Here is a 19,958-nt window from a genome sequence, read left to right on the forward strand (position 1 = left end):
GCTCGAAGTCGTAGCTCGAGGTCACGTATAGAGCCCTCACACTCAATGATATAAAATAAATAGTGAATTGATACAATATATGCATCGTTTACTATAGCAGTTATAGTTTCGTCGTCAGGGCGAATTGTCTGCCCAGAACGCCCGCTCCGCTCGAGCCACGATCGACTGAATCGGCTCGCCGGTTTTGGCGGCGACGGCTGCGGCGTCGTCGTACTCCGCGCTCACGTCGTAGACGTCGCCGGCCTCGTCGCTGGCCACCTTGACCGTTACCTCGTAGGCGTCGCCGCCGACCTCGAGCGTTACCGTCTCGAATGCACGCTGGGCGATCCAGCGGTGAGTGACGCCGGCGTCGCGGATGCCGAGCGTTCCCGTCTCCTCGGCGAGTCGCCGGGCGACGCGTTCCCTGTCGGCGGGTCTGCAGATCACCTTGACCAGGTGGCCCGGCCGGGACTTCTTCATCGTGACCGGAACGACGGATACGTCGCGCGCGCCAGCGTCCTCGAGCGTCTCCTGGAGGCCGCCGAGCACTTCGGGGGTCGCGTCGTCGAGGTTCGTCTCCAGGACGGCGATGTCCTCGCGCTGGAGGCGTCCGCGAGTCGTCCCGACCAGCGCGCGGAGCACGTTTGGGTGCGAATCGAGGTCGTACCCACCGGCTCCGTAGCCCGAGTTTTCGACGTTCATCGTCGGCAGGGTCTCGACTCCCTCGGCGACGTGAGCCAGGATAGCGGCCCCCGTCGGCGTCAGGAGTTCCGCCTCGACCGGGCCGCCGGAGAGTTCCCAGTCGGCCCGCTCCGCGAGCTCGAGGACGGCCGGTGCAGGGACCGGGTACTCGCCGTGGCTCATCGAGACGGTACCGCCGCCGCCCGAGATGGGCGTCGTGACGATGCGGTCGACCTCGAGGTCGTGCATCAGTAGGACGGCACCGACGATGTCTGCGATGGCGTCGTCGGCGCCCACCTCGTGGAAGTGAATCGACTCGAGGTCGGTTCCGTGGACGTCCGCCTCTGCTTCGCCGAGTCGTTCGAAGATGGCGAGGGCGTCGGCTTCGACCGCCTCCGCGAGGTCCATGGTTCGGACGATGTCGCAGACCTCGAGGTAGCTCCGGTGGGGGCCGTGACCTTCGGCGTGGACGTGATCGTCGTCTCCGTGGTCGTGGCTGTGATTGTGGCCGTTACCGTGGCTGTGATTGTGATCGTGACCATGGCCATTATCGGCGGCGTGGCTGTGTTCGTCTCCGTGGCCGTGGTGACGGTGACCATCTGCAACCTCACTTTCCGAACCTTGCTCGTGCACACCGTCGTCCTTATGCTCGTCCCCGCGCTCTCTATCGTCGTGACGGGCCGCCTCGAGGTGGGCATCCTGGCTGCTGGAGGTGGGGATCACGACGTCGACCGTCGTCGCGTGAATCCCACACTTCGAGGTGCGTCCGATACGATACTCGACGTCGAGTGCGCGCTCGACAGGCTCGAGGGCCGCCCGGTCGGCACCGGCGGCGAGCAAGGCGGCGAGCAGCATGTCGCCGCTGGCACCCATTCGGCCGTCGAATGCGAGCAGTCTCCTGGTCATAGCTAGGACGGCGGGCAGCGTGACCAAAAACCCACGCACTCCCGCGCAGGGAAAGGCCGTCGTTCCGTCTCGGAAAACGACCGAGGCCGGTACATCTATGTAGCTCCCTGACTCAGTCTCATATGACAGGCGCTAGCACAGGTGCGTTTGCGGTTCGATGCGTCTGCTGTGAGCAAAACACCTATCCGACACCGAGTCGGAGTCAGGAACATCCCCGTCTACCCCAAACCATGAACGAAGTGCAACTGGAGGTCGCGAAAGCGTACCCGAACGACTCGGGCCGCGGCATCGCCCGTCTCGACCCGGACACCTTGCTTCACCTGAAGCTGAGTCCGGGCGACATCATCGAGATCGAAGGGTCGGAGACGACCGCTGCGAAGGTCTGGCGTGCAGACCGACAGGACTGGAACACGGACACCGTCCGGATCGACGGGTTCACCCGCCAGAACGCCGACGTCGGCATCGGCGAACGCGTCACGATCCGGAAGGCCGAGGCCACGAAGGCGAACACGCTGGTGCTCGCTCCCCCGGAGGAGGCCTCCGTCCAGTTCGGCTCCGACGCCGCCGGCATGGTGAAACGCCAGATCCTCAAGCGGCCGGTCGTCGGTCACGACATCGTCCCCGTGATGAGCTCGACGAACCACCCGTTCATGCGCTCGCCGGGCCAGGCGATCCCGCTGATCGCCGTCGAAACCGATCCCGAGGGCGTCGTCCTCATTACCGAGGATACCGACGTCGAACTCCGCGAGGAGCCCATCTCGGGCTTCGAGAAGACCGGTGGCGGGATCACCTACGAGGATATCGGTGGGTTGCAAAACGAAATCCAGCGCGTCCGCGAGATGGTCGAACTGCCGATGAAACATCCCCAGATCTTCAAGAAGCTGGGAATCGAGCCCCCGCAAGGGGTGCTCCTGCACGGCCCGCCGGGGACGGGCAAGACGCTGCTCGCGAAGGCCGTCGCCAACGAGACCTCCGCCAGTTTCTTCTCCATCGCCGGCCCCGAGATTATCTCGAAGTACTACGGTGAGTCCGAACAACAGCTCCGCGAGATTTTCGAGGACGCCAGCGAGGAGTCACCCGCGATCATCTTCATCGACGAACTCGACTCGATCGCGCCCAAGCGAGAGGACGTCACCGGCGAGGTCGAACGCCGCGTCGTCGCCCAGTTGCTGACCATGATGGACGGCCTCGAGGCTCGCGGCCAGGTGATCGTCATCGCCGCGACCAACCGCGTCGACAGCGTCGACCCCGCCCTCCGACGACCAGGCCGGTTCGACCGCGAGATCGAGATCGGCGTCCCGGACGAGGTCGGGCGCGAGGAGATCCTGCAGATCCACACCCGCGGGATGCCCCTCTCCGACGACGTCAACCTCTCGCATCTGGCCGACGAGACCCACGGCTTCGTCGGCGCGGACATCGAGTCGCTCACGAAAGAATCCGCGATGAAGGCCTTGCGGCGGTACCTCCCGGAGATCGATCTCGACGAAGAGGACATCCCACCGAGCCTGATCGACCGGATGATCGTCAAGCGCGAGGACTTCCGCGGCGCCCTCGCCGAGGTCGAACCGTCGGCGATGCGGGAAGTCCTCGTCGAGTTGCCGAAGGTTAGCTGGGACGACGTCGGCGGTCTCGACGAAGCGAAAGACCAGGTCAAGGAGTCCGTCGAGTGGCCCCTGCGCGAGCCACAGAAGTTCGAGCGGATGGGCATCGATCCACCCGCGGGCGTCTTGCTGTACGGGCCACCGGGCACCGGAAAGACGCTCATGGCGAAGGCCGTCGCCAACGAGACCAACGCCAACTTCATCTCCGTGCGCGGCCCGCAGTTGCTCAGCAAGTGGGTCGGCGAGTCCGAGAAGGCCATCCGTCAGACCTTCCGGAAGGCCCGGCAGGTCTCCCCGACGGTGATCTTCTTCGACGAACTCGACTCGCTCGCCCCCGGCCGCGGCGGCGAGGTCGGGTCGAACGTCTCCGAACGAGTCGTCAACCAGCTCCTGACCGAACTCGACGGCCTCGAGGAGATGGAGGACGTGATGGTGATCGGCGCGACGAACCGGCCGGACATGATCGACCCCGCCCTCCTCCGGTCGGGTCGCTTCGACCGGCTGGTCATGCTCGGCGAACCAAACACCGAGGGTCGCGAACGCATCCTCGAGATCCACACCGACGACACGCCCCTGGCGGCAGACGTCAGCCTGCGCGAGATCGCCGAGATCACGGAGGGATACGTCGGCAGCGACCTCGAGTCGATCGGTCGGGAGGCGGCCATCGAGGCCCTTCGCGAGGACGACGACGCCGACCTCGTCGAGATGCGTCACTTCCGGAAAGCGATGGAAAACGTGCGCCCGACGATCAACGAGGACATCCTTGAGTACTACGACCAGATCGAACAGCAGTTCAAGGGCGGTGGAAACCGGGTCGAACCTGGCACGGGTCGCCGGGGCAGTCGTATCGGGTTCCAGTAACGGACGATCGTACGACCGGCGTAATTCGGATGCCTGCCGGTCGTAATCGGTTCTTTCTCGCGGGCATCGAATCGACTCGGCCCGGTAATCACGGCTTACACGAGTGAACTGAACCGATTCCACTGAAACGCAGTATCCGATATTTACGCGTCCGCGGTGAAGGGATTGGCGATCAGGTAACCAATGCCAGGGCCTCGAGCGACACAGAACAGTCGCCTCGCAACCGACCAGGAAACGCCCGAAGAAGCCGGTTCCACGCCCGGACAGGAAGGCGAGCGCGGATCCACGACTGGGAGTTTCGTCGACCGCCTTCGCGTCGCGAGTTTCTGGACGGCAATCGTACTGCCGATCGCGTACCTACCGATACTGGCCATCGGTTCAGACGGGACACGAACGGGGTTGTTCGTCACCCTGCTCGCCGTCCACCTGGTGGCGCTCTACGCCGGTCACGCACACGAGCTCGAGCGGTAGTTCGTGGTTCCAGTTTCGAATGGTGGTTCGCGGTACCAGTTTCGAACGGTAGTTCACGCTGGTAGTATTAAACGGTAATTCACGTTGCCAGTCCGCAATGTGGTCGCCGTCCATCCCCTCTGCGGTCGTCCATCTGATTCCCGAGAATATCCACCTACCACAAAAGTCATGGTAACCGACTCGAATTCTCTCTATCATGGTCAATATCGATCCAACGGCCCTCGGACTCGAGTTCGGTGGTGGTGCAGCCATCGGCGCTCTCATGGGCTTCGCCGCGAAGAAAATCGCGAAACTCATCGCCGTCATCATCGGCGTGCAACTGGTCATCTTCCGGTACCTCGAATCACAGGGTATCCTCATCGTCGACTGGGAGGCCCTCTCGATTGGCCTGATCGACACGACAGAACACGCGGACCCGACCTACCTTGAGTCGTTCATCTCGACGATGTCCGTCGGGGCTGGCTTCACGGCTGGCTTCCTGATCGGGTTCCGACGCGGATAACTGTTTTTTTCGAATTTCATTCGTCGAACGATCGCTACCGCGTGCTCAACTCTCCCTTGTCGCTGACGATCTGCGTTTCGGCCTCGCCGCTCGTGTTCTCGTTGACGACGTCGTAGAAGTCGTTCTGCAACCCCGCCGGGAACGTGATGACGCCGATCCAGGAGCCGTCGGGCTGCCACTCCTCGCGCTCGAGGTCGCCGTACTGACGGATCTTCGCCTGGGCGCTCCCGGCGTACTCCGGGGGAATCTGGACGGCGATGGTGATCTCTTCGAACCGGATCGGGATGACGGGACGGAGGGCGTCGAGGGCGTCGTCGACCTGCTCGCTCGCCGGTTCCATCGGATCGACCGTGAATCCGGCCTCCTCGAGGGCGTTCTCGATCCGCTCGGGGGGATGGGGTGCGTCGTCCATCTGCGGGTTGATGGCGTTTCGCGCGATGGTCGTGATCAGTTCCCTTCGCTTCTGTTCTTGCATCTCGCGGCGCTGATCGGCCGTGATCTGGATTTCTCCGCGCTTGATGACTTCGGGGATGATCTCGAGGGGGTCCGTGGTGTCGAACACGTCCTCGAGGTCGTTCTCGGCCGGCCGGTCGCCCGTCGAGGCGTTGTCGAAGACGTCCTCCGCGGCGATGACGTCCTCAAGGTCGCCGTCGAACTCGCCGCGTTTGATCGCTAGTGCTGCGTCCGGGTCGACAAGCACTTCGAAGCGCGCGCCGTGTGACTCGAGTCGCGCGGTGACTGCCTCGTCGAGCGATATCATACCCGAAGATATCCGCGGGCGGTTACAAGAGTGTTTCCCGTCGGGCAGTGGCGATGTCGGGATGGGGGCGGGAGCGGGGCGGGGCAACGTCCTTCGTGTCCTGGGTCGCGGTCGCGATTGCGAAGGTTACTCGTCGCCGTCGCCTTCGGCTTCGTCGTCCCCTTCGTCGAGCAGTTCGTTCTCCACGAGGTACTCCTCGATGCGGTCGTCGTCGAACTGAACGAACGATTCCGTCTCGGCGTCGATCGTCGCTAGACCCACTTCGGTGGGGAGGAGGGAGTCGTCGTTGACCGACGCGAGCGCCTCGAGCGCGAGCGCGACGCCGCTGTCGAGGTCTGCCTCCTCGTCGTAGTTCTCCTCGAGGAAGCCCTGGAGTTCGCCGCGCTCGGCACCGACGGCGAGGGCTTTCCACTCGTAGGGTGTTCCCGACGGGTCGGTCTCGAAGAGGCGGGGTTCGCCGTTCTCGATACCGCCGACGATGAGCGCGACCCCGAACGGGCGGGCGCCGCCGACCTGGGTGTACTGCTGGATGTGGTCGGTGATCTCCTTCGTGAGGCTCTCGACGCCGATGGGTTCGCCGTAGCGGAGGTGGTTGACCTGCGCGCGCCGGCGGGCGAAGTCGATGAGCTGGCGGGCGTCGGCGACGTGGCCGGCGCTCGCGATGCCGATGTGGTCGTCGGCCTTGTGGATCTTCTCGACGCTCGAGTCCTCGAGCAGCGGCGACGGGATCCGCTTGTCGACGGCCAGGACGACGCCGCCAGCCGTTCGGATGCCGATGCTCGCGGTGCCACGTTTGACCGCCTCGCGGGCGTACTCTACCTGGTAGAGTCGGCCGTCTGGCGAGAAGATCGTGATGCCGCGGTCGTACGCCTGCTGTTGGGCTTGTCCCTGCATAGTATCACGTTAACGTTAGATCGGAATCGAGGGGTGTCGTGGTGACGGTCGCGTCATCGAGTCGTGGTGAAACGGCGTCGGCACCGGTTCCATCGGGACGGGTGACTGCCCCCGGATGACCGCTATCGGCACCAGTCATCGCCACAGGATGGAAACGACGCTCGTTCGCCCGACGACTCGGTCAGCGATGTCGAACACGACGAATCTCTCTACCCGACCTTACCGGCGGCGTCCTAAATAGTTTTCTTCCTCCGGCCTCGCTTACCGCGGTCCGGGGACGTATTCGTCGTGAGTGTTCGTCCCGAGCGTCGGGTTCAAGCGTCGGGCTCGAGCGTCGAACTTGAGAAACAGGGACCTCGTCGACGAGCGGCCCATCACAGGTGCGACTCGGCCCCACGAATCGTCCCACTCACCCCCCGAACGATTAGACCCAGCGGCGCGTCGTCGACGCTGTGGACGCAAGCGACTGCGGCTCGAGCGCGTTCGACCTCGCCGTGGCGAACGCGAATTATCGCCTTCCCGTTTCCTGTATCGGCGTCGAATCGGAATCGGACGACCGCCAGGTCGGCGTCCGCACTCCCCGGATCGCCGAGGAGGTTCTGGCCGGCGTACCAGACCTCCCGCTGGAAGGCCCGCCGACCGATAGCGTCGTCGGGCCGAGTCTCGAGGGCGACGGCGAGGTATCGCCAGCGCGGCCGGAGGTGTTTGGGGAGGTGTTTCATGGGCAAGTACAGCGGCTCACGACTCCTGGTTCTCGGCACGCTCGGCGACCAGGACACCGACCTGGTCGTGAACGCGCTCGACGGCCGTCAGCGAGAAGCCGGCGTCGGTGAGCGCGTCTGCCAGCGTTCCGACCGTCGCCGGGTCGTCGACCGAGGGGTCGTAGAACGGCTCGCTCGGGTCCGGTTCGCTGAAGAACATCACGTCCCCGAGGACGAATCGTCGGGGCTCGAGGGCGGCGATGACGTCGATCGCTTCGCGCTTCTCGTCGTCCGCGAGGTGGTGCATGGCGAAGTTCGAGGTGACGATATCGACGGAGACGCTGTCGTCGATGTCGGGTTCGCGGAAGGTTCCGTAGTCGAAGGAGATGTTCTCGAGGCCGCGTTCCTCGGCTTTCGCGCGTGCTTCGTCCATCATGCCTTCACTGATGTCCCGGCCGATCACAGCCTCGGCGTCGGGGGCGAGCACGAGGGCGATCGCCCCGGTTCCGGCGCCGAGGTCGAGGACCGTCTCGTCGGATTCGGGGGCCGCGTGTTCGATAACCAAATTCGCGCACGCGCGGTATTCGTCGCTCTTCGAGTCGTCGTACTCACTCGCCTTCTCGTCGAATCGAGCCGCGTGATCCGCCACGCTTCGTTTCATATCGTCCACGTTCGACCCCCGGTTCAATGAACGAATCGGACTGGATCCGTCGGTTGCGCGCCGCGAGGGTTTTCCAGGCTTCGAGGCCGTCGACGATCCACTCCCGATCGAAGCCGAGTTCGACGCCGAGCGCACAGAGTTCTCTCGGCGCCCGTACCTCGAGTGACCCCTCGGGATCGCCGCTGACGACGTACGGCGCGTCGTAGTAGTCGACGATCTCCCGGAGTTTGCGAAGCGACTGGATGGCCCGAACCCGCCGACCGCCCGTGGTTCGGAGAACGTCCCCGAAGGAGAACTCGAGGCGAACGCCGTTGGCCGCGGCGGCTTTCGCCAGAACGTGGTTGACGTCGCCGGAGCCGTCCATTGGGTGAGCGAGCACGTCGACTTTGTCGGTTTCGACGGCGAACCGGTTGAGTGCGTTCGTGCCGCCGTGGATAGCCAGGATCGTGTACTGCGGTCGGTAGTTCCCCACCGAACCGCTGGCCTGGTGCGGGTCGTCGGCCCGAATTTCGATGCCGTCGACGACGTCGATGCCGTGCTCCTCTCCGAGTTCGTCGGCATCGAACTCGAGTCGCGCGCCGTCGTGATTTCGAACGACCACGCCCTCGAAGCCGTAGCTTGCGGCAGTTTCGACGACGCGGGAGACGGCCTCGGCGTCCGTCTCGACTCCATCGGCGTCGGCGTTTACGCGAACGGCCTCGTACATACGCGTCTCGAGGGACGGTGGTGACTTGTGGTTTGCGACCGTATACGTGGAGAATTGCCACCGATGAGAACAGCCCCGGACAACCGGCGTGGCCGGACGCGGGGCTCGAGCACTGCGAGAGCCCCGCGTTTCGGGGGAGGGCAGGCCCCACACCAGTTTGTAGCGCGAGCGAACGCAGTGAGCGAGCGGACCGACGACTGATGTGAAGGTGAGTTTGCTCACCGAACGGAAGGAGGAGTGTTTTTGGTCCAGCTTTTGCCGAGGGACGCTTCGCTGGCGGCGAAGCCGTCAGCGAAGCAAGACCGCAGCGCAAAAGGTGGGTGCTCTAGTTCAGAATACTCTGAGCGACCGTCGCGAGCTGGCCGTTGTCAGCCTCGTCGAGGCGCTCGTCGCCGATCTTGAGGCGCAGGCGCGGACGACCGACGTCGATTGGGACCTTCTCGGTGTCGATCAGGCCCATGTCCTCGAGCTTGGTCTTCGTTCGGCTGAACGTCGCCTTGCTGGCGATGCCGACGTCCTCGCCCCACTTGCTAATGTCGTAGAGCAGGGCCTCGTTCTTCGCGGCCACGAGCAGCGAGATTGTGACCTCGTCCAGGCCGTCACCGTCGCCGCGGGCGGTCTCGAGCGAGTTGAGGATCGCCGTGAAGTCTTCTTCGGCCTCGGCGCTGATCTCGTCAGTGAGCGTCTCACGGACGCGCGTGATCGGCGGCGTCCGGAGGTTGAAGGCGTCTGCCTCCTCCCAGCGGCCGGCGTAGGTGTCGAACGCGGCCTCGACGAACTCCTCGTCTTCGGTGACGAGGCCGCCGACGCGGTCGCCCGCGTGGACGACGGCGACGACGCTGTCCTCGGTGATGAGCAGGGAGTTTTCGGGGGCCTGCTCGAGGGTGCGCAGCTCGAGGGCGCCGTCGGCGATGAGGTCAGCGGCGTTGGAGGCGACGATGAAGTCGTCCATGACGTCCTTGAGCGTGCGGTCGTCTGCGAGCATGTGGACGGTTGGGAGGTCGCCGTCGAAGGCCGTCGCGACGGTGACGAACTCGTCGATGGCGTCCCAGGACGGGTTGATCATGTATACGTCGCCTGTCGTCTCCTCGAGAACGGACTCGAGGATATCGTCAATCTGGTGGTTGAGTAAATTCGAAGCCATGCGTATACACAAGTAATTGATCGCCAACTACTTAATATTATTGGCCCAAATTCCCCCAGACCTTGTGGTTAACGCCCAGATGAGGTGATTTTTGTCGGTTTTCTCGGCATTTCTCCCGATCGTCAGAGAGTTTAGCTAGCAATCCACATACAGAAAGCCGTCCGGCACCGGTCCGTACCGAAATTCCATCGACAGTGACAGATAGTCCCTCATCTATGCTAGATAGTCACACAATAGCAACAGTTAACTCCCCTGAATGCCATTCCTGTTGTCGTATGGGTGTCACGGATACGCGACCGTGGAGACGAGAGCGAGGATCCTTCGAACAGCCGATTCAGGATCACGAGACGACGACCGACGCGTCCAGCCGAATCAGCACTTACGGAGGACCTTGACCGCCGAACTCGCCGGCAAGTTCGGTCGACCAGTAGACGTCACCGTCGTAGATGACCGCGACGTTCGATTCCGCGAGAAACGCCGCGAGTTCTGCTCGATCGAGCGTAAACGTCGCTGGTGACCCACAGAGGTAGCTGTACTCGTTGTCGGCCGCGTGCGGGAAGTAGTAGAGGCCGTTGACCCGCGTGGAGTAACACTCGAGTTCGAGTACGTACCGGCCGTCCTCCAGCCGGTCGATGGTCGCCGTCGTCGGCAACTCGAGGTTGCCGCCCGTCAGCGCGTGCGTGCCGTCGCCGACAACGGCGTAGTCTTTCCCCATCATAATTCGCCGGCGAGCGAGTCGCATCGCACGCTCGAAGCTGAAGCCGTGGACGAGGAGTTTCGCGAACGTCGCACCGACTTTCAGCGCGTGGTCGTTGAGCACCTGCGTGAACGTCACCGCCCCCGCGACGCTCCCGCGCTCGATGAGTTCCATTCCCTCGTAGTAGGAGCCACAGGCGTTCAGGAAGAAGGTCTCGACGCGGCACTGTTCGAGACTCGAGACCGAGAGCGATCCGTCGGGACACCGGAACCCGCCGGTCTCGCAGTGGCCGATGTAGTGGACGAACGCGTGGTCGTCCTCGAGCAATCGCGCGAGCGCGTCGGTCGTGAGGTGTTCCTCGACGCGAACGTCGAGAGAGAGTTCCTCCGCTCGCTGTTGATAGATTTCGGCGACCCGTTCGCGTTCGCCGGCCATCTCGGGATCGTTCAGGACGACGCGGATCGACGTCGACTCGGTGTCGCGCTCGAGGAACCGGAGGCGATTCCGGTAGGCGCCGACGGTCGATTTAAACACGTCGATGGGGACGCCATCTGCGAGCCAGCCGTGGACGCGTCCACCGCGGAGTTCCGGTTTGACGATGTTGACGGAGGCGACCTTCCCGGTTCCTGACGACCCGCTGCGGTAGAAGTCGGTGAGCGAGCGTTCGACCAGTTCTCGCCCCTCGAGCGTCGACGTCCTGGGCGTGAAGATCAGGCTGAGGCGGTCGAGCAGGTAGGGAATCCCCTCGACGCTCGCCGCGTTTGGCTCGACGTACGTCGAGAGGTGCCACTCCGGCAGGCGATGTTTGATCGCGGCGTAGGGAACGTCGAGGTACGTCGATAGCCGTTCTTGAGGCGTCGCCTGATACAGTCGCTCCGCATCGAGGTCGAGGACGTCGAGCAGGCTCGATTCGGCGAGCGTGGTGCCGTAGGGACCGGCGTTGCGAACGAGACAGTCCAGGAAGAACCACTGACGCAGGCACTGTTCGACGTCGCGCTCGAGGTCGGGCATCGGCGCGAGTTCGTGCTCGCGAGCGACCGACGGGAGGCGAATCCGTGGCGTCGCGTCGGGTTCGGTCCTGACCGTCGCCTGCAGGTAGTACGCGAGCGGTGCCGTCACGAACAGCGTATCGTAACACGGCGGGACGACGAGTTCGATGCCGGACTGAGTCGCCTGCTCGAGGACTGAGTCGGGTGCCGAAAACGTGGGCCCGGTCTCGAGCAGCGGCGGATGACCGCGGAGTGTCGGGTACGTCCGATCAGGTGAGTCGGTCTTGATCGACGACGAGAGCGCGGAGAGTCCGCGAGCGAATCCGGCGGGCGTATCGGGGATCGTAATCGTCTCGGCTGGTAGTTCGTGACGGCTCCGGAAGCCCAGGATGGTTCGCGTGCGCTCGGGAAAGGAGACGATCAGCGATGAATAGTCCGGCGCGCGCTGGACGACCGCCTCCCCCGAGAGCCGGAGGTAGGTCTTGATGCCCGTGTCGATGTCGAGGACGTACTCCCCGGGCGGAAGCGTCATCGTGTGTTGATCCGGCTCGAGGTGGAATCGTTTGTCGCGGCCGAGCGAGAACGCGTAGACGACGGCGTGGGGGAATCGGAAGGCGGTCGCCGTCACCGCGACCGTGTTGTCAACGGGCCGCGAGATGTCCGGGCCGGGGCCTTCGACGTCGAGACCGATTCCCTGCACGCGGAGTTCGGCGTTGTCCGCGTCGACGACTCGCAGGTGGGTGTCATCGTCGGCCACCTCCCACTCTATCATTCGAGTTATTGAATCTCTGCCCGTGAAGTTAGTTGTATCGCCTTAGTAGTTGTATATCTTTCATTTTTGTGCCTCGGCTCTGCTGCACGGTTCCGAACGTTCGCGGCCCACGTTGCCGGGGAAAGGTACACTTATACAGCGTCCGGGCGCCACTCGAAATATGGACCACGACCACGTCCGAGGGGTCGACCCCGCCGTCGCCGACGCGCTCGAAGGTGAGCTCGAACGACAGCAGGACACGCTGTCGATGATCGCCAGCGAGAACCACGTCAGCCGCGCCGTTCTCGACGCCCAGGGGAGCGCGCTCACGAACAAGTACGCCGAGGGTTACCCCGGCGCGCGCTACTACGGCGGCTGTCGGTACGCCGACGAGGTCGAACAGCTCGCCATCGACCGCGCGACGGAACTCTTCGGCGCCGAGCACGTCAACGTCCAGCCCCACTCGGGCACCCAGGCCAACCAGGCCGTCTACTTCGCGATGCTCGAGCCCGGCGACAAAATTCTCTCGCTCGACCTGACCCACGGCGGCCACCTCAGCCACGGCCACCCGGCGAACTTCACCGGCCAGCTCTACGAGGTCGAGCAGTACGAGGTCGACCCCGAAACGGGGTATCTCGATTACGACGGCCTCGCCGACCACGCCGCCGAGTTCGAACCGGACGTCATCGTCTCGGGGTACTCCGCATACCCGCGCGAGGTCGAGTGGGAGCGCATCCAGGACGTCGCCGAGAAGGCCGACGCGCTTCACCTCGCCGACATCGCCCACATCACGGGTCTCGTGGCCGCGGGCGTCCACTCCTCGCCCGTCGGCGTCGCGGACTTCGTTACCGGTTCGACCCACAAGACGATTCGTTCCGGACGGGGCGGCATCGTCATGACGAACGAGGAGTACGCCGACGACGTCGATTCCGCCGTGTTCCCCGGCGGCCAGGGTGGTCCGCTCATGCACAACATCGCCGGCAAGGCCGTCGGCTTCGGCGAGGCGCTCGAGCCCGAGTTCGAGACCTACGCCGAACGGACGGTCGCCAACGCGAAGGCCCTCGGCGAGACCCTCGCCGACCACGGGTTCTCGCTGGTTTCGGGCGGCACCGACAACCACCTCGTGCTCGTGGACCTCCGGGAGTCCCATCCCGAAACGACCGGCGGTGATGCCGAAGAGGCGCTCGAGGACGCCGGCATCGTCCTCAACGCGAACACCGTCCCCGGCGAGACGCGCTCGGCGTTCAACCCGAGCGGCATCCGGGCCGGGACCCCGGCGCTGACGACCCGAGGCTTCGACGAGGACGACCTTCGAACCGTCGGTGACCTCATCGCGCGCGTAATCGATTCGCCCGACGACGAGGACGTGATCGCCGACGTGAGCGAGTCGGTCGACGAGCTGTGTGCGGCGAATCCACTCTACGAGTGAGTCGGTGAGGAAGGAAGGGCTCCGAGGAGTCCGTAGGTAGTCAATTCGTCCCGCTACCCTCGAGATGGTCGAACAGGCGTATTTGTAGCTTCGTACCTCGAGAGAATTGCGTCGAGGTGTGTTTCTTCCCAGAATCGGATTCGTCCAATCTGCAAGACAGGATCTGCGTCGTCCCGATCACGATGTGGATCGCCGTCCCGACGTACGTGGGATTTGTGCGTTTGAGGTGGACTCATCTCAATTGAGGATCGGCTTCGGCCGCTCGGAGAACGGTTTCAAGACTTCACGGGGCGAACTGCAAGACCAGTAGAAGACGGGTGAGACGATTCACGGTTTTTGCGAGTCGACGCTCAGCTCAGGATCGCGTTTTTGAAGCGGAGATACCCGAGGCTGACCGGGACGACGATCCAGAGGACCACGATGATCCACGCGAACCAGTTTTCGAGGTAGAACGGGACTTCGCCCGCGACGCGACCAGCAGCGGTGAGGTCGAGATCCTCCGCCCCCGCGATCTCGATGAGGGTCAGCGCGATCGCCCCCAGTGCCTGCCCTGGGCTCAGTCGAAGAACGAAGAGGTACCAGGCAGGGAGTCCGTCGAGTCCAGGTAAGCTCCCCTCGAGGGCCCAGTACGTGCCCATCAAGACGAACTCCCAGAGGAAGTCGAAGATGACGAAGAACACCAGCACGCCCGCCAGTGCTTTCGCTCGAGAACTGACGCTGGCCGAAATACCCACGGCTACCGACACGTAGACGAGACCCATAACCAGCGAGAAGACCAAGAGACCGAGGTAATCTGAAACGATGAAACCGTCGTACAACGCGCCGATCACGACCGCACCGACGAGGAAGCCGATCAGGGTCGGAACGGCGACGACGCCGGCGCGCCCGATAACTTTCCCGAGAATCACGTCGCGACGGGTATTTGGGAGACCAAGAAGGAAGCGAATGCTCCCCGATTCGCGTTCGCTCACGATCGCCTGGTAGCCGACGACTAATCCGATGATCGGGATGAGCAAGCCGATCGGCGTAAAGAGGAAGTAAAGCGCCGCTTCGAACGTCGGCGTCGTCTCTTCAGCAAGCAGGTACGGGATCGCCGACACGCCGGCGACGAGCAGGACTAACAGGACGGTGAGCGCCCACAACATCATCGACCGACCGGCGTCGGCGAAGTCCTTGCTGGCGACGTGCATCCAGCTCATGCGTTGACCTCCGCCGAATTGGCGTTCTCGAGTCGGCCGGAATCCGACGTCGTGAGCACGGCGAACAGTTCCTCGAGCGACGGTTCCTTCGAGGTGATGTCGGTGATCTTCACGCCCCGTTCTTCGACGGCGTTGATGATGGCCGCCTTCTGGTCCGAGTCCCGCAGGCTGACGACGATGTCGGTTCCCGAGACCTGTGCGTCGGAGACGCTCGCCATGGATCGGAGAGAGGAGAGGATCCCGTCCGGCACCGTATCGACGGTGAGGACAAGCCGTGATTCGGCGTCGAACTGATCTTTTAGCGTGTCGATCGTGTCCTCGGCGACGAGTTGGCCGTCGCGCATGATCCCGACCCGATCGCAGATCGCCTCAACTTGCTCCATGATGTGACTCGAGAAGAACACCGTCGCGCCGCGGTCGACTTCGTCGAGGATGATCTGGCGCATCTCCCGGGCGCCGTTCGGGTCGAGTCCCGACGAGGGTTCGTCGAGGATGAGGAGGTCGGGCTCACCGACGAGCGCCATCGCGAGCGCGACGCGCTGTTTCATCCCGGTCGAAAAGCCGCCCGCCTTCCGGTCAGCGGCGTCCTCGAGTCCGACTCGCTCGAGTAGTACGTCGGGGTCGTCACTCGCGCCTTTCGTGTCGATCGCGAACTGGACGTGCTTTCGCGCGGTCAACCGGTCGTACATGCCGAAGTCTTCCGGGAGGACCCCGGTCGCCTGTCGGATAGCGAGCGATTCGTCCACGATGTCGTGACCGAGAACCGTCGCGGTTCCGGACGTCGGCGGGGTGAACCCGAGGAGCATGTTGATCGTCGTCGACTTCCCGGCACCGTTCGGACCGAGAAAGCCGTACACTTCACCTCGCCTGACCTCGAGGTCGAGTCCGTCCACGGCCGTGACGTCGCCGAACCGTCGTGTGAGTGAATTTATTTGAATTGCGACCATAGTATCGTCAGTATCTAAACAAAGTGGATGGACAAATAGTTTTAGCTATCGATCGCTGAATTTCGCTTCAGATGCCGTGGTTACCGTTTCACCCCCTCTTCTGGAGGCAGTCTCGAGTTCGTTCGTTTCGAGGAGGCAGTCTCGTGTTCGATCAGTCTGGAAGGGTACTGCCAGCTTCGCCTTTCAATCCGTCGAGCAAACGGTACCGTCGTCAGTATCTCGAACGAAAAAACGGGAGCGGGCCGACTCGTGTAATCGGATACCCACCTGACCACTCTGACCGTCCACTCCGCGGCTGTCGCGGCACCAAGACGTTTGTACGCGCTCGTTGAACCGTCCTCGAGTGAACAGTCTCGAGATCGGTCTCAGGTTGCTCGCCGGGGCTGGATTGATTCTGGTGAACGCCTACTTCGTCGCCACCGAGTTTGCACTCACTCGAGTCAGGCAGTTCCCAGAATCGGAGTTCGACAAGCCAGGCCTGCGACGAGCGTGGGAGATGACGGAGGACCTCGAGTTCTACCTGACGACCTGTCAGATCTGGATTTCGGGGACCAGCATCGCACTCGGCATCGTCGCCGAACCGGGGCTGGCGGCCATCTTCGAACCCGTCTTCCAGAACTCGTTTCTCGCGTCCGTCGGCGCCGGCTCCCTGCTGGCGTTCTTCATCATCAACATGATCCACCTCACTCACGGCGAGCAGACGCCGACCTACCTCGGCGTCGAACGCTCGAAGCAGGTCGCACGGTACGGAGCTGGGCCACTGTACTGGTTCGCGTGGGTGATCTCCCCGCTGATCGCCGTTGGCGACTGGGTGGCGAAGGCGACGCTCAAGCTCTTCGGCGTCGAGATGACCGGCGCCTGGCTCGAGGCCGAAACCGAGCGGATCGAGACGCGCGCCGAACTCCACCGAGAGCTCGGCTCCGTCCTCGAGCGTGGCGAACTGTCCAGGGAACGTCGAGAGGAGGTCTTCAACGCTCTCGCCGTCGACGAACTGCTGGTAAGCGACGTCATGACCGACCGAGAGGACATCGTCTTCCTCTCGACGGACGTCTCGGTCGCCGAGAACCTCGAGCGGATGGGATCGAGCCCACACACGCGATTCCCGCTGGTCGAAGGGGACCTCGAGCGATACGTCGGGATCGTCTACGTGCCGACGGTCGTCGATCGAATCGATGGGCTTCGGTCGGGCGACACCTCGTTCGAGGACATCTCGACGCCGCCGATGTCGCTGGCGCCCGACACCCCGGTGAGCGAGGCGATCGACGAGTTGCAGGCCGAGAACCAGGAACTGGGCCTCGTTCAGACGGCCGTCAAGTCCGATGAGGAGTCGGCCGAGGCCAGCTCATCTGCAGGTGACGAACGTGCGTCTCGAGAGAGCGACTCCGTTGGCGGCGGGAAGGATCCCGAGACGGACCAGCAGATCGTCGGCCTGATGACCGCGACCGACGCCCTCGAGGCAATCGTCGGGGCGTTCGAGGATCCGCTCGAGACGGAAGAGTTCCAGGCCGGCGACCCAGATTCTTCGCGTAGACGCGAATCGAGACGTGAGTAGTGGCACGAATAGCGTCACTGGGTTTGGGGTGGTCCGTTCGCTCTAGCGGTCCAGTCCGCCACACGCCGATAGCCGTTCTCGGACATCGGTAGCCGTTCGTCGGATCTCTGCAGCAATTCCTGGACATCGGTTAGTAGTTTTCAGACTTCAGTAGCCCTTCGTCGACGTCGATCCAGAACCGGCCTGAAAACGCCTCACAATTATGGTCGGCCCGGTGGAACTCCGCCCCATGTACGACTTCCTCCTCGTCCCGGTCGACGGGAGCGACGGGTCGACCGTCGCGCTCGAGTACGCCCTCGAAATCGCCGTCGACTACGACGCGACGGTCCACCTGTTGTACGTCGCGGACACGAACGAACCGAGTCTCGTTCGATACGAGGGCAACGTCGTCGACGTGCTCGAAGAGGAGGGCGAGGACGTGCTCGAGGACGCGCGCGAACGGGCCGAGGCCCGCGGCGTCTCGACTGTCACCGACACGATACAGGGGCAACCGCGGACGGTCATCACCGAGGTGGCCGCCGAGGACATTGTCGACCTGGTCGTGATGGGGACGAGCGGTGAACGCAGTCTGACCGAACACGTCCTCGGGAGCGTCACCGAACACGTCGTCAACGCCAGCGACAAGCCGGTTCTCGCGGTTCGAGCGGCCGGCGACGCGAGCCAACCGTACCCCTACGAGGACGTGCTCGTGCCGACAGACGGGAGCGACCACGCGGAACGAGCCCTCGAGTTGGCGGGCGAGATTGCTCGAGAGCACGGTGCGACGCTCCACGTCCTCTCGGTCCTCGAGGACTCGCTGTTCGCCATTGGAACGGACTCGTCGGACGAAAACGCGACGGCGTCGCGTGACCGCGCTCGAGACGCGCTGGCCGAAACCGCCGAGACGATGCGAGCGGCCGGTGTCGACGAGGTGACGACGGCGGTCGAATCGGGATCAGTTCCGCGCGGAATTCGCTCGTATGCGGTCGAGCACGGGGTCGACCTGATCGCGATGGGGACACACGGCCGATCCGGATTCGATCAACGCCTGCTCGGTTCCAGGACCGAGCGCGTGCTTCGGATTACGCCGGTTCCGGTGCTCACGACGTCACGTCCCGGTTCGATCGATGACCAGTAGATACAGATAGTACGAATCTCGACCGCCGTGTCCACGAAGCGCGCCCTCGAGCGCGCCCGCGGCGGCGAGTAGACACAACAGGTACGTATCTCCAATCCGAACCGATCACCGACGATGAGCCTCCTCGAGAACCTGACGCTGGTATTCGTCGCCGGATTCGTGACTGCCCTCGCAACCGGACTCGGGGCACTCCCGTTTTTCTTCTTCGACGAGATTAGCAACCGGCACAACGTCGTCCTCTGGGGACTCGCGTCCGGGATCATGGTCTCGGCGTCGGTGTTCGGCCTCATCGAAGAGGGGCTGGCCGAGGGAACCGCCCTCGAGATTGCGGTCGGAATGGCGGTCGGGGTCGTCCTCGTCGTCTTGGCCCACGACGTGCTCCTCGACGCGGATCTCGACCCTCGAGAGTACGAGGAGGCCGACTTCAAAAAGCTCGTGCTCATCCTCGGCATTCTAACGGTACACAGCTTTCCGGAAGGTATCGCCGTTGGCGTCTCCTTCGCCGATCTGGGACTCGAGGGCGGGTTCGGATTCCTGGGATTCACCGTTCCGCTGCTGGCAGTGTTCATGACGGTCGCCATCTCCATCCACAACATCCCGGAGGGGACAGCGATTTCGATCCCGCTGAAGGCCATGGGCGTCGATCGCTGGAAGATGGTCTGGTGGGCCGTCTTCTCGAGCCTCCCACAACCCATCGGCGCCGTCATCGCCTTCGCGTTCGTCCAGGTGGCCCGGGACTTCCTCCCGTTCGGATTTGGGTTCGCCGCGGGAGCGATGATCTACCTCGTCGTGAGCGAATTCATCCCCGAGGCGCTCGACATCGGCTCGGCGTTGCCACGTGGCGGAAAACCGGAGCTAGCTGGCGGGCTCGTCGCGGGGGTTCTGGTGATGGTCCCCCTGGCGTTCATCTAGCGTCAGTGTGCCGCACACAAACGACGAGTGAGGTGCTGGAACGAGTGTTTTATAGGATTGGGAAAATAATGCACTACTATGTCCGATACAGGTGACGAAAACGAGCGAGCACACGCACGAACCGACGCAGCCGATCGAATCGGCATCGTCCTCGAGACCGCCGACCCCGAACGGGCGTGGAACGCGTTTCGATTCGGCATCACCGCTCTCGAGGACGATCACGACGTCTCCGTGTTCCTCCTCGGTGAGGGCGTCGAGGCCGAAACGATCTCCGGGGGGCAGTTCGACGTCCGCGAGCGAATGGAGGCGTTCGCCGACGCCGGCGGCAACCTCCTCGCCTGCGGTACCTGTCTCGAGATCCGAAACAGCGAGGGGAGCGACGTGTGTCCGGTCTCGACGATGAGCGACTTACTCGAGATGGTAACCGACGCCGACCGCGTGCTGACGATCGGGTAGGGTCGGATGCTGTGACGAGTTCGATGGAGAGAGTGAGTTTCT

17 protein-coding genes and 1 pseudogene are annotated in these 19,958 nt (G+C 63.6%); 8 read left to right on the plus strand and 10 right to left on the minus strand.

Annotated features, from left to right (window positions below):
• Window positions 1–114 precede the first annotated feature (114 nt).
• Window positions 115–1,566 (minus strand): nickel pincer cofactor biosynthesis protein LarC, encoded by a 1,452-nt coding sequence (larC, locus tag ACFQS4_RS12890; RefSeq protein ID WP_497901894.1) that lies wholly within the window; start codon window positions 1,564–1,566, stop codon window positions 115–117.
• A 230-nt stretch (window positions 1,567–1,796) separates the two neighbouring features.
• Between larC and ACFQS4_RS12895 the strand changes: the two genes are divergently transcribed.
• The 3 genes from ACFQS4_RS12895 (at window position 1,797) to ACFQS4_RS12905 (ending at window position 5,001) form a co-directional block, all read left to right on the plus strand.
• Window positions 1,797–4,028, plus strand: coding sequence for a CDC48 family AAA ATPase (locus ACFQS4_RS12895; protein ID WP_253435949.1), 2,232 nt, complete (start codon window positions 1,797–1,799; stop codon window positions 4,026–4,028).
• A 183-nt stretch (window positions 4,029–4,211) separates the two neighbouring features.
• Window positions 4,212–4,499: a DUF8028 family protein gene (locus ACFQS4_RS12900; RefSeq protein WP_497901895.1), complete on the plus strand. Its 288-nt coding sequence runs from the start codon at window positions 4,212–4,214 to the stop codon at window positions 4,497–4,499.
• Window positions 4,500–4,695: 196 nt separating this feature from the next.
• The gene (locus ACFQS4_RS12905) at window positions 4,696–5,001 is read left to right on the plus strand and encodes an FUN14 domain-containing protein (protein ID WP_497901896.1); all 306 of its coding nucleotides are present in this window, start codon (window positions 4,696–4,698) and stop codon (window positions 4,999–5,001) included.
• Window positions 5,002–5,035: 34 nt separating this feature from the next.
• Here ACFQS4_RS12905 and ACFQS4_RS12910 read toward each other — a convergent pair whose 3' ends face one another.
• The 7 genes and pseudogenes from ACFQS4_RS12910 to ACFQS4_RS12940 all read right to left on the minus strand — a co-directional run bounded on the left by ACFQS4_RS12910 (window position 5,036) and on the right by ACFQS4_RS12940 (window position 12,325).
• Complete coding sequence (locus tag ACFQS4_RS12910) at window positions 5,036–5,761, minus strand: ribosome assembly factor SBDS (protein WP_497901897.1); 726 nt, start codon at window positions 5,759–5,761, stop codon at window positions 5,036–5,038.
• A gap of 126 nt (window positions 5,762–5,887) precedes the next feature.
• Window positions 5,888–6,655, minus strand: coding sequence for an archaeal proteasome endopeptidase complex subunit alpha (psmA, locus tag ACFQS4_RS12915; RefSeq protein WP_254156725.1), 768 nt, complete (start codon window positions 6,653–6,655; stop codon window positions 5,888–5,890).
• Window positions 6,656–7,035: 380 nt separating this feature from the next.
• Window positions 7,036–7,377 (minus strand): annotated as a pseudogene (locus ACFQS4_RS12920) (Rpp14/Pop5 family protein); the annotation flags it as partial.
• Window positions 7,378–7,393: 16 nt separating this feature from the next.
• Window positions 7,394–8,017: a class I SAM-dependent methyltransferase gene (locus tag ACFQS4_RS12925; protein WP_497901898.1), complete on the minus strand. Its 624-nt coding sequence runs from the start codon at window positions 8,015–8,017 to the stop codon at window positions 7,394–7,396.
• On the minus strand, window positions 7,965–8,723 hold the full coding sequence (locus tag ACFQS4_RS12930; RefSeq protein WP_497901899.1) for an RNase P subunit p30 family protein: 759 nt from the start codon (window positions 8,721–8,723) through the stop codon (window positions 7,965–7,967). The genes ACFQS4_RS12925 and ACFQS4_RS12930 overlap by 53 nt, the downstream gene beginning before the upstream one ends.
• Window positions 8,724–9,048: 325 nt before the next feature.
• The gene (gene tbsP / locus ACFQS4_RS12935) at window positions 9,049–9,867 is read right to left on the minus strand and encodes a transcriptional regulator TbsP (protein ID WP_497901900.1); all 819 of its coding nucleotides are present in this window, start codon (window positions 9,865–9,867) and stop codon (window positions 9,049–9,051) included.
• 379 nt (window positions 9,868–10,246) lie between these two features.
• Window positions 10,247–12,325 (minus strand): hypothetical protein, encoded by a 2,079-nt coding sequence (locus tag ACFQS4_RS12940; protein WP_497901901.1) that lies wholly within the window; start codon window positions 12,323–12,325, stop codon window positions 10,247–10,249.
• 160 nt (window positions 12,326–12,485) lie between these two features.
• Here ACFQS4_RS12940 and glyA point away from each other — a divergent pair, with 160 nt between their 5' ends.
• Entirely contained in the window at window positions 12,486–13,733 is a 1,248-nt protein-coding gene (gene glyA, locus ACFQS4_RS12945; RefSeq protein ID WP_497901902.1) for a serine hydroxymethyltransferase, read from the plus strand.
• A gap of 350 nt (window positions 13,734–14,083) precedes the next feature.
• Here glyA and ACFQS4_RS12950 read toward each other — a convergent pair whose 3' ends face one another.
• On the minus strand, window positions 14,084–14,932 hold the full coding sequence (locus ACFQS4_RS12950; RefSeq protein WP_497901903.1) for an ABC transporter permease subunit: 849 nt from the start codon (window positions 14,930–14,932) through the stop codon (window positions 14,084–14,086).
• The gene (locus ACFQS4_RS12955) at window positions 14,929–15,879 is read right to left on the minus strand and encodes an ABC transporter ATP-binding protein (RefSeq protein WP_497901904.1); all 951 of its coding nucleotides are present in this window, start codon (window positions 15,877–15,879) and stop codon (window positions 14,929–14,931) included. Before ACFQS4_RS12955 ends, ACFQS4_RS12950 begins: the two co-directional genes overlap by 4 nt.
• A 343-nt stretch (window positions 15,880–16,222) precedes the next feature.
• On the opposite strand from ACFQS4_RS12955, the gene ACFQS4_RS12960 reads away from it, so the two are divergent.
• The 4 genes from ACFQS4_RS12960 to ACFQS4_RS12975 all read left to right on the plus strand — a co-directional run bounded on the left by ACFQS4_RS12960 (window position 16,223) and on the right by ACFQS4_RS12975 (window position 19,916).
• Entirely contained in the window at window positions 16,223–17,431 is a 1,209-nt protein-coding gene (locus ACFQS4_RS12960) for a CNNM domain-containing protein (protein WP_497901905.1), read from the plus strand.
• Window positions 17,432–17,660: 229 nt separating this feature from the next.
• The gene (locus ACFQS4_RS12965; RefSeq protein WP_497901906.1) at window positions 17,661–18,548 is read left to right on the plus strand and encodes a universal stress protein; all 888 of its coding nucleotides are present in this window, start codon (window positions 17,661–17,663) and stop codon (window positions 18,546–18,548) included.
• 114 nt (window positions 18,549–18,662) lie between these two features.
• The gene (locus ACFQS4_RS12970) at window positions 18,663–19,460 is read left to right on the plus strand and encodes a ZIP family metal transporter (protein ID WP_497901907.1); all 798 of its coding nucleotides are present in this window, start codon (window positions 18,663–18,665) and stop codon (window positions 19,458–19,460) included.
• A 78-nt stretch (window positions 19,461–19,538) separates the two neighbouring features.
• A complete protein-coding gene (locus tag ACFQS4_RS12975) occupies window positions 19,539–19,916 on the plus strand; it encodes a DsrE family protein (RefSeq protein WP_497901908.1) in 378 nt (125 codons plus the stop codon).
• Window positions 19,917–19,958 lie beyond the last annotated feature (42 nt).

Source organism: Saliphagus sp. GCM10025317 (genome assembly GCF_042663665.1).
Taxonomy (GTDB): Archaea; Halobacteriota; Halobacteria; order Halobacteriales; family Natrialbaceae; genus Natronosalvus.